General features: G+C 55.6%; 13 protein-coding genes and 1 tRNA gene. 3 read left to right on the top strand and 11 right to left on the bottom strand.

From position 1 onward, the window contains the following. Positions 1-2,443: 2,443 nt before the first annotated feature. A complete protein-coding gene (gene drt3b, locus OHZ10_RS11775; RefSeq protein ID WP_342702539.1) occupies positions 2,444-4,417 on the bottom strand; it encodes an antiviral reverse transcriptase Drt3b in 1,974 nt (657 codons plus the stop codon). After that, the gene (gene drt3a / locus OHZ10_RS11770; protein ID WP_342702537.1) at positions 4,410-5,774 is read right to left on the bottom strand and encodes an antiviral reverse transcriptase Drt3a; all 1,365 of its coding nucleotides are present in this window, start codon (positions 5,772-5,774) and stop codon (positions 4,410-4,412) included. The genes drt3b and drt3a overlap by 8 nt, the downstream gene beginning before the upstream one ends. A 97-nt stretch (positions 5,775-5,871) precedes the next feature. Between drt3a and OHZ10_RS11765 the strand changes: the two genes are divergently transcribed. Further along, positions 5,872-6,438 (top strand): hypothetical protein, encoded by a 567-nt coding sequence (locus tag OHZ10_RS11765; protein ID WP_175784141.1) that lies wholly within the window; start codon positions 5,872-5,874, stop codon positions 6,436-6,438. Positions 6,439-6,583: 145 nt separating this feature from the next. Here OHZ10_RS11765 and OHZ10_RS11760 read toward each other — a convergent pair whose 3' ends face one another. After that, positions 6,584-7,486, bottom strand: a complete 903-nt coding sequence (locus OHZ10_RS11760) for a hypothetical protein (protein ID WP_342702534.1) — start codon at positions 7,484-7,486, stop codon at positions 6,584-6,586. A 385-nt stretch (positions 7,487-7,871) separates the two neighbouring features. Beyond that, a complete protein-coding gene (locus tag OHZ10_RS11755) occupies positions 7,872-8,132 on the bottom strand; it encodes a hypothetical protein (RefSeq protein ID WP_342702533.1) in 261 nt (86 codons plus the stop codon). A 149-nt stretch (positions 8,133-8,281) separates the two neighbouring features. On the opposite strand from OHZ10_RS11755, the gene OHZ10_RS11750 reads away from it, so the two are divergent. Both OHZ10_RS11750 and OHZ10_RS11745 read left to right on the top strand, forming a co-directional pair. Beyond that, the gene (locus OHZ10_RS11750; protein ID WP_080422238.1) at positions 8,282-8,521 is read left to right on the top strand and encodes a hypothetical protein; all 240 of its coding nucleotides are present in this window, start codon (positions 8,282-8,284) and stop codon (positions 8,519-8,521) included. After that, complete coding sequence (locus OHZ10_RS11745; RefSeq protein ID WP_041493856.1) at positions 8,518-8,781, top strand: hypothetical protein; 264 nt, start codon at positions 8,518-8,520, stop codon at positions 8,779-8,781. The genes OHZ10_RS11750 and OHZ10_RS11745 overlap by 4 nt, the downstream gene beginning before the upstream one ends. A gap of 35 nt (positions 8,782-8,816) precedes the next feature. On the opposite strand, the gene OHZ10_RS11740 is transcribed toward OHZ10_RS11745, so the two are convergent. From OHZ10_RS11740 to OHZ10_RS11710, 7 genes are all read right to left on the bottom strand, one after another. Next, the gene (locus OHZ10_RS11740) at positions 8,817-11,108 is read right to left on the bottom strand and encodes a DotA/TraY family protein (protein ID WP_342702530.1); all 2,292 of its coding nucleotides are present in this window, start codon (positions 11,106-11,108) and stop codon (positions 8,817-8,819) included. After that, positions 11,105-11,422 (bottom strand): hypothetical protein, encoded by a 318-nt coding sequence (locus OHZ10_RS11735; RefSeq protein WP_342702528.1) that lies wholly within the window; start codon positions 11,420-11,422, stop codon positions 11,105-11,107. Before OHZ10_RS11735 ends, OHZ10_RS11740 begins: the two co-directional genes overlap by 4 nt. A 10-nt stretch (positions 11,423-11,432) precedes the next feature. Beyond that, a complete protein-coding gene (locus tag OHZ10_RS11730; RefSeq protein ID WP_342702526.1) occupies positions 11,433-12,839 on the bottom strand; it encodes a hypothetical protein in 1,407 nt (468 codons plus the stop codon). Between the two features lie 96 nt (positions 12,840-12,935). After that, positions 12,936-13,169, bottom strand: coding sequence for a hypothetical protein (locus OHZ10_RS11725; RefSeq protein WP_175784135.1), 234 nt, complete (start codon positions 13,167-13,169; stop codon positions 12,936-12,938). Next, positions 13,166-13,387: a hypothetical protein gene (locus tag OHZ10_RS11720; RefSeq protein ID WP_342702524.1), complete on the bottom strand. Its 222-nt coding sequence runs from the start codon at positions 13,385-13,387 to the stop codon at positions 13,166-13,168. Before OHZ10_RS11720 ends, OHZ10_RS11725 begins: the two co-directional genes overlap by 4 nt. Positions 13,388-13,465: 78 nt before the next feature. After that, entirely contained in the window at positions 13,466-14,509 is a 1,044-nt protein-coding gene (locus tag OHZ10_RS11715; protein ID WP_342702523.1) for a site-specific integrase, read from the bottom strand. A gap of 134 nt (positions 14,510-14,643) precedes the next feature. Continuing rightward, positions 14,644-14,718: transfer RNA gene (locus OHZ10_RS11710), tRNA-Val, on the bottom strand. Positions 14,719-14,771: the final 53 nt, after the last annotated feature.

Here is a 14,771-nt window from a genome sequence, read left to right as displayed (position 1 = left end):
GGGAGCCTTGGGGGCGTTCTGCGGACTCGCCCCAATATGCCAACGAGGAGATACCAGCATGCCCGCGTGTGTATGTTTTGAACGCGCCCCCGCAAGCGGGGGCGGAAACGGCGCTTCGCGCCTTGAGGGCCCCCTCGCCGGTCGAATTAGCGCTCAGCCGGATCGTCCCTCCGGGCCGCCGCTCTCCCCACGCCTACGGCGCGGGTCCCCGTGCGGCTCGATCCGGGCTCGCGGTGCTCGCAAGGTGCGTGATTGGATCACCAATCGCTATAGCTTGCAGGGATGGGGCTGCGGTCGGATTGTCGTTATCGCTAGGGCAAGCCCCATTGGGGCGCGTCAGGCCGAAGGCAAAGCGTCGCGGGGAGCCGGTGGTCGGCTGCGGAACGCCGGCCAACGAGCCGGCGCTGTCCATACCCTCGTGGTGTGGGCAGTGCAGCCGTCCACGGGCGGGCGCGGGAACGACGATAGAAGCAGCACAACATCGGGTTGTGGGCAGCGAACGGCACGCACGGGACCCAACCGCGGAGGCCACGATTCGTGCGAATTCTTCTCAACTGAACACATACTGATCCTGATTTCCAACGTGCCGAAATCGTGTCGGTCTCTTGTCCGGACGGCATGTCGGACAAGAGGGGGCTCGTGCTGTTTCAGCCACAACAACGACATGCGGAGACATGGCGAGTTGTGGCTGAAACAGCACGAGCCCCAACCCCTCAGGGGTCGAGGCGCGTAGCGACTCGGGGGTGGTGTTAGGTCGATATCGGTTAGCCGAAATCTCACCGCACTGGCCTCGGCAAACACCGAAATCAAAACGTGGTCAGAAATTCGATTGAGACGTGAACGATGGGAAAGGCGAAGAAATCTGCACTTAGGCTGCTTCCGCCAGACTGGCGCGAAACCGTATGGGCGACGGCATCGACACCGGAATGGCAGCAATCACGGCCGCAGCTAATGCCTGCGCTTGCTGTGCTCTGGATCACTGGATGCCGGCCAGCCGAACTTGAGCAGGGCATCGATCTTATCGCTGGGCCCAGTCGACTTGCAGTGAAGATCAAGGGCGCGAAATGCATAGACGCGGGTGGCCGACAGCGCGGCCAACCGACGAGGCACATCGGGTTTAGCATAGACGCCAACGCCAACCCAGCATTGCTCTTTCTGCATGCCTTGGTGGGCCGAAACGCCGTGAACGGGGATGGCAAGCACACGATCACGCATAACAAAGATTACTTGTACAACAGCGTAGTGGCCCTCGGCAGAAGCGCATTCCCAAAGTTGCGGACGCGAATCAGTCCGTACTGTTTCCGTCATCAAGTGGCGTCAGATTTGAAAGCCGCTACGTCTGACGACGACATAACCCTTGAGGACGCTGCCAAATTCATGGGTCACCTGAGTGATTACTCAATAGGCTCTTACGGACATGCTGCCCACGGACGAAAAGGCCGTGTCGGGCGCGTTAAAGCCCCCTTTGTGAGCGCCGCACGTCCGATCAAGCACTCGCCGAAAGTCGATCGCCTTGCCCGATTCAAAAAGGCAAGTGCGAAACGACGCACAATGAAACCGGCATGACGCAAAAGTGCGTCGTTTTCGATGCGTCGGACGAGGAGGGCAGGTCGCGTTCATGTCCTTGCGTCGATATTGCGTCGTTTTCGACGCGTCCGTGCGCGCGACCAAATCACCCCATGGTCCAAGAGGAAGAATTCGGGTAGGCGTCTGGAAACGAAAGGCGGACTGCCAAGGCGGCCACCAGACAACCCTCGTAGATTCGGTCGCAGTATCTGCAACAGAGGGGGGGGCCCTTCGCCTGTGCACGCAGGCCGCGAGAGGAGCGCTAGCCGGTGCGACCGCGCCCGCGTGCCGTTCAACCCAGTGCGCCCTGGGAGCGCGAAAAGGTCGAGGTCCGGTAGAGCTGCGTGCGCGACCGACTGGATCACAACCATGCTCGTGCCCGAGGTTTCGTGCCAACGCATTGCTGCTTCTGCCTGGGCCGTGAGCATCACGGTCCAACGTGCAGGGTTTGAGCGAAGAACGATGACGTGCTGGACTCCGCGTAGCGGAGGAGCCATCGAATCATCCTGAATTGGTTCAGATGGAGGCGAAGTGAAAAGTTGGGCACCGGTAGGCGGCCATGCGTCTGCTGGGCGTGGCGCGGCTAAACATCACGGACAGATCAGGATGGACGACAGGCGTGCGTCAAGTGGTGCTGGCAGCAACATCGCGACCGGTTACCACGTAAGTATCACGCTTGCGGTTCGCCGGTGGCGGCAATTGATGGGTGGGAATAGCCTCATCTCTAAGTGTGTGCGCCCGAACAGCAACGCTCGCCCCGTTTGCTCAATCCGATAGGCTGTAAGGCCAACATCAATCGCGCCCGAGGCGTATGACAGTATTACTCGAACAGCTCTGTGGAGAGCATATCGACTATCCCCGCTGAGATGCTAGCAGATCAATACGCGCGCTTCAACTCCTTCTTCTCAAGGGCGCTTAGCAGATCGACCTGATCCCAATTGACAAACCAATGCCGATTGTTTGTTTCGAGAAAAAAGGCATCGAAGTCGGCGGTGGACGGTCGAGGCTTTGATGCCGCCGCGCATAAACCGGCGACCCATTTTTTCTTCTGCTTTTCAGGAATAAAGCGACAGGCAAGAGCGTCGAGCAAAAGGCACGCTTTTTCCGAATCGACGTGAACGTCGTCAAGCTTAGAAAGGGCGGCATCAATGGCGCCGATAACTCGTAATCTTAGTGCGGCGTATCGACTGTGATCCTTTATGTAAAAAAGATAGCTGACTAAGTGAAAGTAAGAGGCGTCAGTGTTGCATAGTTTTTCAATTATCGCCTCAGGCATAAGGTAATCAGGCCCGAGATCACGAGTTGCCAGTAGAACATTAATAGCTTCGAGTAAGACGAATCTGTCTACCCCTGCTTGGAGTGCTGCAATATCGCCTGACAGTAGCTCGAGCGACAACTCAAATATTCTTTGTTTAACAGTATGCTCGTGGACCTTGATTGTCGTTTCTGCAAACCTTGACACGAATATTATCGCCGAGCACAATTTGTAGGACGCGCTCACTGTCGGCGCGACGGCATAGAAGAAGAATATTAACTCGATGAGAACAACGCAGGCATCTTTGATGTTGCTAGAGTTGTTGTCGCTTATTTTATCGGCGTCTAAATTTATGAGCCATCGAGCTCTATTGTAAAGAGAAGAGATGACATAAGGGGAGATCTCATCGTAAGGTAGATTTTCCGTCGAGCAGACGAGTTTGATCTCGTCGATAAAGCTTCGGATTAACCGGTTCGGGAAAAATATTTCCTTGGGGATCAGTGAGGGAGTGTCGGGAGATGGGCGCTCTAGGAATTTATCGATGAACCCGTTGATGATCGCATTGATGCCCTTGATCACTCTCGATTTTTGTGTGAAAAATGGGCGTTTATAGTATTTTTCTTTCAGTTTGTTTGCGTGCAAATTGAATTTGGCTAGCTCGTCCGTGTATATCTCGAGTGCTTTCGTTGCGATGTCTTCAGTTTTGGCGAAAATATATACGTCGTCAACGTATCTGAAGATCGCATACTCCTGGCCAAGTCGCAGTTTGTATTTTCCACGGATGCTCTCAATCGCATTGCAATCGATTTTTTGGAAAATTACCTCCGCAAATATTCGAGAGATCTCCGGGCCGATGAGAATTCCATTTGTCTCATTGTAGTTGGATCGCTGCATCAGGGAGTCGAACGATTGCCCGAACGTCGAGCCAGTGCCGACATTATGTTTCGTAAACGTTTTTTCCTTTGTTGCCCACGAAATAGAATGTGTGTAGATGCTCTCAAAGCATTTTGTTACGTCGAGGGTTTTTAATATCTGAAAATCTTTCTCGAGCTTCAAGAAAAGACTTGATCTGAAAAATTTGTATAGTCTGTCATATCCTTGGTAGCTGAAGTACGACGAGCTATAGCGCATCAGCTCATCGAGATTCTCTTCCTCAACTGGCGAATGTTTGAATTTATTTAGGTTTTCCAGCGGATTGCTGTAAAAATATGAGCTTGCAATTTTTTTGGGGGCTCTTAGTGTGCAGGGGCTTATTCCACAAAAATGGCAAATCAGCTTGTCATTCTTTTCATAAAATTTCTTCATCTCCCACTGAGAAATGGGGTGGGGGAGGCTCAGGTTTCGAAAGCTGTCGGTGCTTTTCCTGATTTTGTACGAGTACGGGATCGTGTACGCAGCGCCTTTGGGGCGGCCAATTCCAATCACCAAATATTCAAAAATAAATTTGGAGATGATGGAGGCTGTATCGAGAGACTTGCTGTTTTTGTATAAACCGTCGTTTGAAACGATAATCGGGACCTCGTTGGGGAGTGTCTCGGTAACAAGAACTCGCTCATAATCAGAGCGCTTTATCTTTCGGGTTGTGGTGTTAGGCATACGACCAGCACTCTTGAATTTGATTGAGAATCTTTGGCGAGGTGTAGACGAACGCTTCCTTGTGGAAATTTTTTGAAAAGCTAATTCTTAATAGTTGCCTGCGTTGCGATTTTGTGGTTTTTGAGAAGAAGTCGGAGAACACTGAGCCGCGTGCTGATAAAATTGCCGCGCGCAGAAATTTGTCAAGCTCAACGAGCGCATCGCTATCGGAAGGCGTAACCATATGATAGTTGTAGTAGATGCCTGCCAATCGTTTTTGATCGCGATTTTTATCGATGACGCTGAAATTGCAGGTAAGGAACTTTAATCGTGACGCGAGTAAATCAAAATTCAGATTGCTACAGTAGCTGCGCAATGATGCAACAATTCTTGTCTTTATCTTTTTGACCTTTGCTTCTGCAATGTCTACGCGAACATCACGGAAGTGATTGCTGTTCTTTATTCCCTTGTCGAGCCAGGGGTCAAAGACTGAGAAATTGTAGCCCAAATACTCGATCGTTAGTAAGCTGCTTTGAGTGGCCGGCGTTTTGGATTTGTCTATGGGTTTCACAGAGGCGAGTGCGGGCGGTTTCTCGAGCTTTCGTGGATTTAGAGTGTGTGGATAAAGCAATTCCTCTATTAGCGCGAGGAAGTCTTTTTCTGATTCTGTTGCGCTGGTTACTATTAAAATGTCATCGACAAAGCGCGCATAATAGAAAACCTGTGGTAGCGAGCGTATTTTGTGATCGAAGTCGACCATCAGCATCTCTGAAATCGTGGAGCTGATGGATAGGCCACGGGGTAGGCCGGTTCCATTTTGAGTCAAAATGTGATGGATTAGGTCAACGGTTCGTGTGCCTAAGAGAGGTATTTTATTGAGGCAGGATGATATTTGCTGATCCGTGAATGACTCAAAAAAAGATTTTATGTCGAGGCGATATACTTTGTATGGAACCCCCTCGCTTAAAATGGGGCGAACGTTTGAGGTGATTATTGCTCTGCTCGGAAACGATGTTTTTGCATGAAATCGCAGATTCTGATTTATCTTTCGAACCACCAGGAGGTCATTAAATTCGGCGATGCGATTAATCTTTTTTCCGCCGGATAGAATGAATGTCAGCGGATTTGCATTGCTGAAGTTTGATGATGCGGCCTGGATTGCCTCGCGAATAGCCTTATCTTTTTCAGTCGGGTTGCGTAGATATTTTCGCGTAGAGAAGTCGCTCTTCCGCAGCACACTGCGGACGGCAGAGTAGCTAAATGATTGGTCGTACAAGGCTTTCCCCATTAACGTCGTTGTTTTGCGCGGCCGACTCCGGACCTCGGACTGCTGAGGCCGATCGAGTGCCGGAGGGAGGAGGTACAACTCGCTGCCCAATCGAGGCGCTCCAACCCTGCTTCCGATATCAAGTTGGCCTTCAGGTTGCCGATAACAATAGTATCCAATGTTGCTGAATCATGCGAGCGGAGTGCAAATGACGTACGAGCAAGAATTTCTGGCAGCAATAGAGAGGACAAAGGGCTTCGGTCTGGTCCCTCCAGCATTTACGGTGAGTAGTAAACAGAGATGGTTTGACGCGGACAATCTCACACGCTTTCCCTTTGTGGTAAGGGATGCTCTGGGTGAACTCGATTTCGAAGACGTCGTGGGACAGTGCATGGCTATCCACTATCGATTGTTACCCGCGCTCAACGCATGGCTTGGTTGTTCTGTCTTCTTTACGATTGGTTGGATCGATGACGAAACAGAGGAGGGCATGTTTCGTTTTGACGAGGCGTTTATTGCCGAGATGCTACGCACTGGCTACGTAGGCGGTACAGTCAAGCTGCATGCTTGGCTGACACTTCCGAGCATGGAAATCGTTGACATGTCGCTGCCCACTACGATGGGAGTGGTGCAGAAAAGGCCGGAAATGCTCGGCGGAGCCATCACTCGCTACGCCGGTGAGCTCAAGGGGATGGCATATAAGCCGATGCTTGTAGGAGATGACTTTCTGCGCAAGACTGGCTTGCTGACCGAGTTGCGTGTGGTGTCCTTTTAGAAAGGCTTCGCGAACCGCGGCATGGCTCGGGCGCGCGATCTGGCTGGCGCACCGAGAAAACTATTTTGCAATGTAGACGTTCGCGGTCGCGACAAATTATCCGCAGGCTTTCGGCGAGCTAGCTATGGTGAGGCTCCAGATGTCTTCATGCTGCCCAGCCGAGATCACGGAGAGCGAAACCTAGCGCGTGGAGTGCGGCTTCCGCATCCTCCTCAATGGGCTCTCTCAGACTGCGTGAGTGGACCTCGTTGCCTTTTCCGCGGACGTGAAGTCGCGCGACGAGCAGAGCCTGCCAACTGACACACTCCTTCTTGTAGGGCGGTTTTGCAACTGCTAAGGCGACGTCCCGGAGATCCTTCGCGAGAACGTCGCGTTCGTGACCGTTTGCGACCAGCCATCGCGACAATACGATCGTAAGCGCATTGCGACAATGGTCTACGACAGAGATAGGCGTTTCGCGAAACGCGGAATCGAGCGCACGAGCCATCGCTTGGGCAATCGATTCTTTGAATTCTGGTGGAACCTTTTCCCCGTCGATGGTGGGAAGAATACCGAAGGCGGACAGTGACTTGAGGGTCACCATGGTGCAGCCGCTTGCTAAGACTTCGGTCTGAACAATCCGCCATGCCGATGCAGCACGGGGTGTTCCGAGCGCGAGGGTCGAGCCCATCCCTTTCTGAGGTTTGGATAGCAGTGAGCTACATGTCGTATACATGTAGAGATCCTTGTGCAGTCGCCCCCCTTGCCCGAAGGCACGTGTTAGCGGGTCTTCGTAGGGATGTGGCGCCACGCGCTGCGAGCTCGGTTGTGTATGACCCATCGGTTCATATAGCCTTCCGCGCCGTGTGCGCGAAACTGCGTCGAAGGTATCTTCGCGGAAGATCCAGGAGAACGGAGACGAGGTCAATCCAGAGGGCAGGTTGTCCCAATCGCTGGGTGCCTCGATCAGCTTGGCTTGAGTTACGTTGGGCGTTGGCACAGCCGGCAGCTCAGCACCACCCAGACCTTCATACACGAGACCAGACTGCCGATCGATTCCCAAGTACATGAGCAGCTCCCCATGCGGGCGAATGATTGTGATTGGTTTGGCGCGGCCAAGTCGAGCTCGAGCAACGTTTCACGCAGATTCCGGCGACATCGCCGGCAGAAAAGTGGCTGACGCGCCTTATTGCGACGGTTTCACACGAATGTGAAAACAGGCCCGAGCGCTAGTAACTGCAGCCAGACATAATAGCGCTTATGTCAGACTACGGCGCACCATCGTCATAAACATGACGTTGTACGTAGTCACCAGTTGCAACGTCTGGCCAAGCCGACTCACAGGGACTACTACACGTGCCGACGCGTAACCCGGCTGACGGCAGAGGAGGCGAGGTTATCTGGTCGCGCTAATCGCCTCGCGGCGAGCAAGGGACCTGCCGTCGAGAAGATCGCTATGGGTGGATAGACTGATTACACGTGTTTGCCGGATCGCCAGCCGGCAGCAGCCCAAGCTGCTTGGCCGTGGTGGTTGGCAAGCGCAGAACCACCGTGCCCGCCTTTGTCCATGCGCTGTCGATCATTACTACGTCGGCCAGCACACCTTCCAGTTCGAGATAGACGACGTCGTCTTTCTCGAACGCTTCCGCATAAAGATGCCAGGACGGCTCTCCGGCCTCGCCGTGGTGATATTTGATTGATGCCTTGGTGCTCATAGGATGACCGTCGCTGTATGGAAAGGATGTCCAGCCGCCTGCGCGACACTCGTGAGGTTATTTGGTCGCGCCTGAGCGAAACATGCGGTGAAAGTGCCCTTTCGAGGGCCCGCCAGTCGGCGTATGCTCACAGCAAAGGAGAGCACGCGATGTCCGCTGACAAGCTAGGTCGTTTCATGACAAGCCCCGAGTTTCTGGCGCGCGCAAACGCTGCTATCGCGAAGTCTGTGCGCGAACTGGAAATGAAAGGTATCCAGCCCGCGTATGTCGATCGAAACGCCGGGCGTATTGTCGGTGCAGACGCATCGCGCAAAAACGGCTCTTGCGAGGGGCGATGCGTTACCGATATATTGAAGCGCGAAGCAAACTCAAAGGAGGGCGGAGAATGAGCGACAACGGAGCTGCGCTTGGCAGAGCGTTTGCTGCCGAGCGGAATGCGGCAGACTGGAAGTCGTATGCGAAAAAACTTGAACAGCAACTTTTGGTTGCCCAGGCCAACCTTGCCGGTCACAAAGTGCTCAAGGAAATCGCAATTCGTGAACTGGCCAAGGCTGACCCCTCCCATTTTTTGACGGCTCAACATAACCGACAACGGCTGTTTGATGAGCAGTTCGATGCTGTGATCTCTGGCAATCGTCGCGCCGCGTAGCGCATACGAAAAGGCGCTTTCAAACCGGCTCTCAATCAGCCTAAGTCTCGGCCCACGACCCCTGATGGACCGATAGACCTCGGCGGGTCTCCATCTCCGCGCCCGAGTACAGAGGGAACTTGGCTCCGACCGGTGTTGCCGCCATGCCCGATACCCGCGCCGAACAGGCGATTCACACGATCCTCTAATTCCGGCATGCGCGACGCCATCTGACCGCCTACCCATGAGAACACCTGGTCAGGCACGATGTGTATCAAGCTGAACGTGCTGTTGCATAGCGTTTGGCACATACCGACGTAGAGAACGATGTAGCCAATGATGCTCACGAGGCCTGTCGTGGAGTCGTATTGGGCGTTTTGCATGGCAACACCGAACATCGAGTTGAGCAGCGTCCCGAGCACCACAATGCCCGCTCCCGCTAGGACGAAACCGATTTCCATGAAGACCGGTCGGAACATGACGTTCAGCAGAAAGATGTAGCCATGTGTAGGTCGTTGTCCCAACCCTTCACCTTCGCCATCAAGGTGTGTCATCGCCCATAACGGCGAAGCGACCATCGATTCCCCGACGACGGCGTACCAGGACACGACGCCGCTGAACCAAATGATGAACGGAAGCATCGGGATGTAGATCGACAGCATCGCGCCGAAGAAGAATAGCGAGATGATCGTGATAACCACGAACGGCGCGAGCGCTTTTAGAATCCCTTTCGCTGCACCTGCAATGACATCGGACATGCCCAAGGTGGCGACATCGGCAGCGGCCGACGCGATCTTGCCTGCAGTGGTCTCCTTCGCCTCAGCTATCCCTTCCAACGCTGCATACCCGGCGAGACCGACCCAACCGGCGTCAAGGATATAGTCGCCCAGATTCTTCATGCCGATCAGTGGATTGGTCGTGCCTCCAGGGCCTTGGCCGGAGTTGAGGTTGACCGCCCATTTCACTATGCCCTGGCCGTTGAAGATCTTCCCAAGAATGCTCTTCGCATCCGTCAGGCCGCTAACGCCGCTTCCGAACATACCGTTGGCATTTTGTGCAGTGGACACCGACGCATCCTGCTGGTTTTGCTGCAAATACGCCGCACTTACTCTTCGGTATAGCTGCGGGTAGGGCATGTAGTCGGGATCGGTACCTGGTACCGCGGCGGCCGTCGCGTTGGCGAGGCTCGTTACCTGCGAGTTCGCCTGAGCAAAAGTTTGATACCACGCCCCCATCATGATCCAGCCGTCGCGTTGCAGGTTCGACTGTATTACGCTTGCCAATCCGTTGATCGCGTTCGAGGAATTCGAGATCGCATCTGAAACGGTCTTCTCGTACTGGAGCGCGGCCCGATTGATCGTGTTCTGAGGATCTGCCGGCTGAGCCTGCCCATTCACGGACGACACGTAAGCCTGCGCAGCGGACGACAACGTGGACTGAAGCGTGGTCAGCGCGCTCTGGTGCGCGCCAAGCATCTGCGAGTAGATCGATCCGGGGTCAAGCGAATAGACGGCCATACCGTCATACGACGGTAGTGTCGGCGGTTGCGTAATGTTGATCTCCGCTCCGCCGCACGAAAGCCCTCGCTGGTTCATGAGCACGACCTTGTTGCTCGTCGTGATCGCGTTGAAATTTTCGCCTGCATCAACAGACACGCCGCTTTCGTTCGGCATGTTGGCTATCGCCGTGTTAGCTGCTTGCGCGCAGAGGTTCGCTTCAAAGAGAGCCTTCGCGAGTGTGGTCGCCTGCGGCGAGGCTGGCGTTGCGATCATCGATCCGCCGCTGTTGAGCACGGACACCGCAGCGTCGAGCGACAGGTTCGCAATTCCCACGCCGAGCATCGTTCCCCAGAGCATCGCCATCTGCGCGCCACAGTAACCGCCGAAGACAGGAACGAGGCCGGCGAAGCCGACACTCATGCGTATGATGAACCACGGCGAGGATTTTTTTTGTCCCATGAACTCGCCATCCTGCCCGGTTGCGATCATTGCGGAGCCAAAGTGATACATGGCCCATATCGCACCGACAGCGAGCATGCACGCGTTCACTATCAGGAACAGTTGCGCGATCATGCCGCCCGATCCACCGCCGGCTGCGAGCGGGTTGTGTACCACGGACCCGTAGACGAGTTCCAGCAACGACATGGACTTGTCGCCGCCGCGGTTCGCTGCGTTTTGAATGTCCCCCATGGACACGGGCGACTGTGCAAACGACGTTGCCGAAGCAAGCAAGATCGCCAGTGCGACGGCGGCTTGCTTGCTTCGGCTGTGCGAAATGGCATCGTCGTAGCACATTCCGGTCCGAGCCAAGCGGCGACCGGTCAATGTTTTCTTCGATGTGGTGCTCATCGTTGGATCTCTCGCTTGACTGCGTTCTCGGCCGCTATGTGCGCCTGTTTCAAGAGGAATCCCCAGAAATAGACGACCCACGCGGTGGCCATCGCGACACCGACCCAATTCATCCAGCTTCCGGCCTCACCGTCGTGGCTGCGCGCCCACCATAAAGAGGCGAGCGCGAAGCAATGCACGAGTACGCAGATCTGGACGATCAGGCACGCGTCTTTGAGTTGCTCGCGGGTCAGGCGGCCCCGTGCTCGGCGACGGCGGATCGCACCGGGAATGGCCGCGATCACGTGTGTGAAATGACGGAGGTTGCGTTTCATGGCATCGCTTCTAGCTTTGTCGGCAAACAGTGACCCACCCATTGCCCTCGCTGCCGCCCGAAACATCGGAAGGGGAGTTGAAGACGTTGAAGTAGTGGTTTTGCAAGATGCCTGAAGCCCAGAACGAATCGTATTGAACGCATCTCCAAGCCACGCCGTCGCCCGCCGTTATCCAGACACCGGATTGGCAAAACAGTGGGCCGGTTCCAGAATTGGCGATCAACCCGTTGGGAGAACAGGCTCCACCCGGTGCCGCCCAGCCGTTCGGCTGGATATATTCGTTCGAGGTAAACCGCCCCGTTGTGATCAGTTGGCCGCTTCCGCCACCGCCGCCGACAATCGTCGCTCCCGAGCTGTTCCATGGCTTCAGGTACAGGTTGCCGCCGCCTGTCTCAATGTACTGAGTGCCGGGGTTGTAGATTTGGGTGTTGGCACCCATCGTAGTGTTGCCGTTGATCTGTACGTTCCCGTTGGCAATCACGTTGCCTGCCTGATCAACGGAAAACAGCTCTCCGTTCCACGAGCTGTTTACCAGACGGAATCTGCCGTTGGAACTCTGCAAATAAACGGCTTGGCCATTGGCACCTACGAGGCCGAGCACTCCGCCCTCCGGAACTTGGTTGAAGGCGATCACTTTGCCATTGGCCAAAGACACGGACGGCGCACCGAACGCACCGTCCGCGAGAGTCTGCAGGCTCTGGGACGTAATCGAGTTCCCGTTGGTGATGTTGTGCAGCGTTCCGGTCGTGCCTTTGAAGTTCAGGTCGCCTTCCATCGGAAGCGAACCATCCCGACGAACAAAGGCGGACCATCCGCTCGACCCGTAACCGACACGCATCGCAAGTACACCTGCGACGTTGCCTTTCGGATTTGGCAGTGACCAGGCGCCATCTGGGCCCGCAATGATGTCGGGCGTCACGATATCGGAATAGCCGCCGTCACCACCGATCGCGGCCGCCCCGTCATCGAGAGTCAATGGGCGGCCGGTCGAGGGATCAGTAAGGGCGCCGTCGATATACACCATGCCTGCGATGTCACAACGGGGGGCGACGCACCCGGCAGGAGTTTTCGCAAGGGATATGACGTACGGAGCCCCATACACGCTCGTCGTTGAATAGCCGGCGGGGATGACATTGATTGCTTCAAGCTCAGCCATCGTCGGTGCGTACTCGTTCGCAACGCCGGGAATGGCTGTGCCATTGACCAGATTCGAGTAGTAGATGGACAGGTATTTGCCGTTAATGCTGTTGCCGATTTCGGCAAGTACATCGCCTTGCGCGGCCATTTGCTGTGACAGCATCTCTTCGCGCTTCTGCCACAGGCCAACGGTCGCGAACGCGATTGCTATGCTTGCTCCAATGCCGAGCGACAACAGGTCGTAATATCCCCGTTGCCGACCGCGAGAGCCGATCAGCATTCTGGTGAGCAGGCCTTTCCTTCGTGCGCAGCATGTTTGGTGCATGCCGTGTGCCGGCCGCGTGGTTGTGTCCAGCAAGTGGTTGGGGCTCATTGATTACCTCGCGCGATGCAGCGTCAGCCACTGTCGCCGTGTCATGGGAGTTTCCACGCAGATGCCGTTGACGACCTGCACCTCCATGGTCTGCTCGTTGTAGTACTGCTCCCAGACAGCCACGATGTCTGGAGGCGTACCGGGCGGCTCGACGGCGAGTGGGTCGGACGGCGACGTCTGGGCCACTGTCAGCGGTGACGCAGCGACCAGCATGACGAACGCAATGTGGACTTTCATGCGCGCCTCCCGTAGATTTTCTGATCGAGTAGGGCCACGAGGTAACCCCACACTGCGGGCTTGACGTTTTCGCCTATTCTGGACGCCTGTAACAAATACTGGAGTCGCTCCTCGGTCATGAGCAGCGGGTCTTCAAGCTCGAGCACAAACGCGAGGTCACTGTTCATCGAGAGCGTTTGCAGAGGGTGCCGACGAGCGGCGACAATGGCAGCAGCCATGATCGATCTCCTATCAGATCGGTTGTGGTCAGGCGTGCTGGCCGGTAGCAGCCGGCCGGCGCGCCGCTTTTGATGCGATCAGCCCAGTTTTCGCGCCAAATCACTGGCGCGCGGCTTGTAGTAGACCCGGTGCAGTACGTTGAGGGTGCGGTGTCCGGTGATTGCGGCCAGGTCCAGGACGCTGCCCACAAGATCAGCCATGCGTGTGGTGGCCTCGCGACGAAGATCATGGAAGTGAAGGTCGTTCAACTGAGCGCGATCGCAAGCGCGCACAAACGCTTTCTTCAGCGCGTCGACGGAGATAGGGAAAACACGGTCGGTGGTGTGGCGAGGTAGGGCGGACAACGTGGCAACAGCGCGGCTCGATAGTGGGACGTCCCTCGATTCACCGTTCTTCGTATCGTGCAGCCGGACGTACTGATCCTTCAGAAACACATCTGGCCAGCGCAGTGACAGGATCTCGCTTCGCCGCATCGCGGTCTCGACCGCGATGATGACAATCGGTCTTACCCAGTCGTTTCGGCTGCCGCCGCGTTCAAAGCGGCCGCTTTCGTCGCGTGGACTGGGTGCCAATTCTGCGAGCAGTCGCTGTTCTTCTTCGCGCGACAGCCGACGGGTTCGGGCTCGGTTTTCCTTTGGCCGGCGGATCATGGAAACGGGATTGATTGGGACGTGGATTCCCCATTCTTTGCTGGCCACGCTTATAACGTGACTCAGTAGCGTCAATTCCCGGTTGACGGTCGATCCGGAGACGGCTTTCTGCGTCGAGCTACCAGAGAGGCGTCTATCGCGGTAATGAGCTAACGTGACGCCACTGAGCGCAGACACCTTCAGTTGCGCGATCGGGTCGGCTAAGAGCTTTCGGATCCGAAGTTGTTCGAGTGCGCCGCCTTTTTTCTGGGGCGAAATTTCGCGCCCATACCTGGCAAGCAGATCGCCGAAGGACGTCCGCTTTGCTTCGGTGAGGTCTGAGAATGAACCGGCAAGCATCTCCGATTCGATGCGGGCCGCCCAGGCCTCGGCATCTTTCCGGGTAGTAAAGGTCTTGGAGTGCGGGGGAAAGCCCTGGCGACGGACGATCGCTTGGAATTGGAAGTCGCCGCGTTTGCGAATGGTTGGCACCAGACACCTCGAAGAAGAAGTGTGACAAGAATGTGCCAACAATCCGGTTGGGCGAGAGGACACTTAACGAACAATTCGCCAAGTGCTGACCCGGAAAGCAAGAAGGGCCGGCGATTGCCGGCCCTTCGAATCTTTGGTGGGCGGTACTGGGATCGAACCAGTGACCCCTGCCGTGTGAAGGCAGTGCTCTACCGCTGAGCTAACCGCCCAAAGAAGCTGAAATTATGTCAGAGCTTTTGGGGTTCGTAAAGCCCTTTCTGCA

Origin of the sequence: Burkholderia arboris, from assembly GCF_038723655.1 — a bacterium.
Taxonomy (GTDB): domain Bacteria; phylum Pseudomonadota; class Gammaproteobacteria; order Burkholderiales; family Burkholderiaceae; genus Burkholderia; species Burkholderia arboris.
This window is presented reverse-complemented; position numbering and strand designations above follow the sequence as displayed.

Bases quoted from the DNA above. Each gene is read 5' to 3' on its own strand.
- drt3b (WP_342702539.1), bottom strand. From the start codon at position 4,417: ATGCCTAACACCACAACCCGAAAGATAAAGCGCTCTGATTATGAGCGA.
- OHZ10_RS11765 (WP_175784141.1), top strand. From the start codon at position 5,872: ATGACGTACGAGCAAGAATTTCTGGCAGCAATAGAGAGGACAAAGGGC.
- OHZ10_RS11760 (WP_342702534.1), bottom strand. From the start codon at position 7,486: ATGTACTTGGGAATCGATCGGCAGTCTGGTCTCGTGTATGAAGGTCTG.
- OHZ10_RS11755 (WP_342702533.1), bottom strand. From the start codon at position 8,132: ATGAGCACCAAGGCATCAATCAAATATCACCACGGCGAGGCCGGAGAG.
- OHZ10_RS11750 (WP_080422238.1), top strand. From the start codon at position 8,282: ATGTCCGCTGACAAGCTAGGTCGTTTCATGACAAGCCCCGAGTTTCTG.
- OHZ10_RS11745 (WP_041493856.1), top strand. From the start codon at position 8,518: ATGAGCGACAACGGAGCTGCGCTTGGCAGAGCGTTTGCTGCCGAGCGG.
- OHZ10_RS11740 (WP_342702530.1), bottom strand. From the start codon at position 11,108: ATGAGCACCACATCGAAGAAAACATTGACCGGTCGCCGCTTGGCTCGG.
- OHZ10_RS11735 (WP_342702528.1), bottom strand. From the start codon at position 11,422: ATGAAACGCAACCTCCGTCATTTCACACACGTGATCGCGGCCATTCCC.
- OHZ10_RS11730 (WP_342702526.1), bottom strand. From the start codon at position 12,839: ATGCTGATCGGCTCTCGCGGTCGGCAACGGGGATATTACGACCTGTTG.
- OHZ10_RS11725 (WP_175784135.1), bottom strand. From the start codon at position 13,169: ATGAAAGTCCACATTGCGTTCGTCATGCTGGTCGCTGCGTCACCGCTG.
- OHZ10_RS11720 (WP_342702524.1), bottom strand. From the start codon at position 13,387: ATGGCTGCTGCCATTGTCGCCGCTCGTCGGCACCCTCTGCAAACGCTC.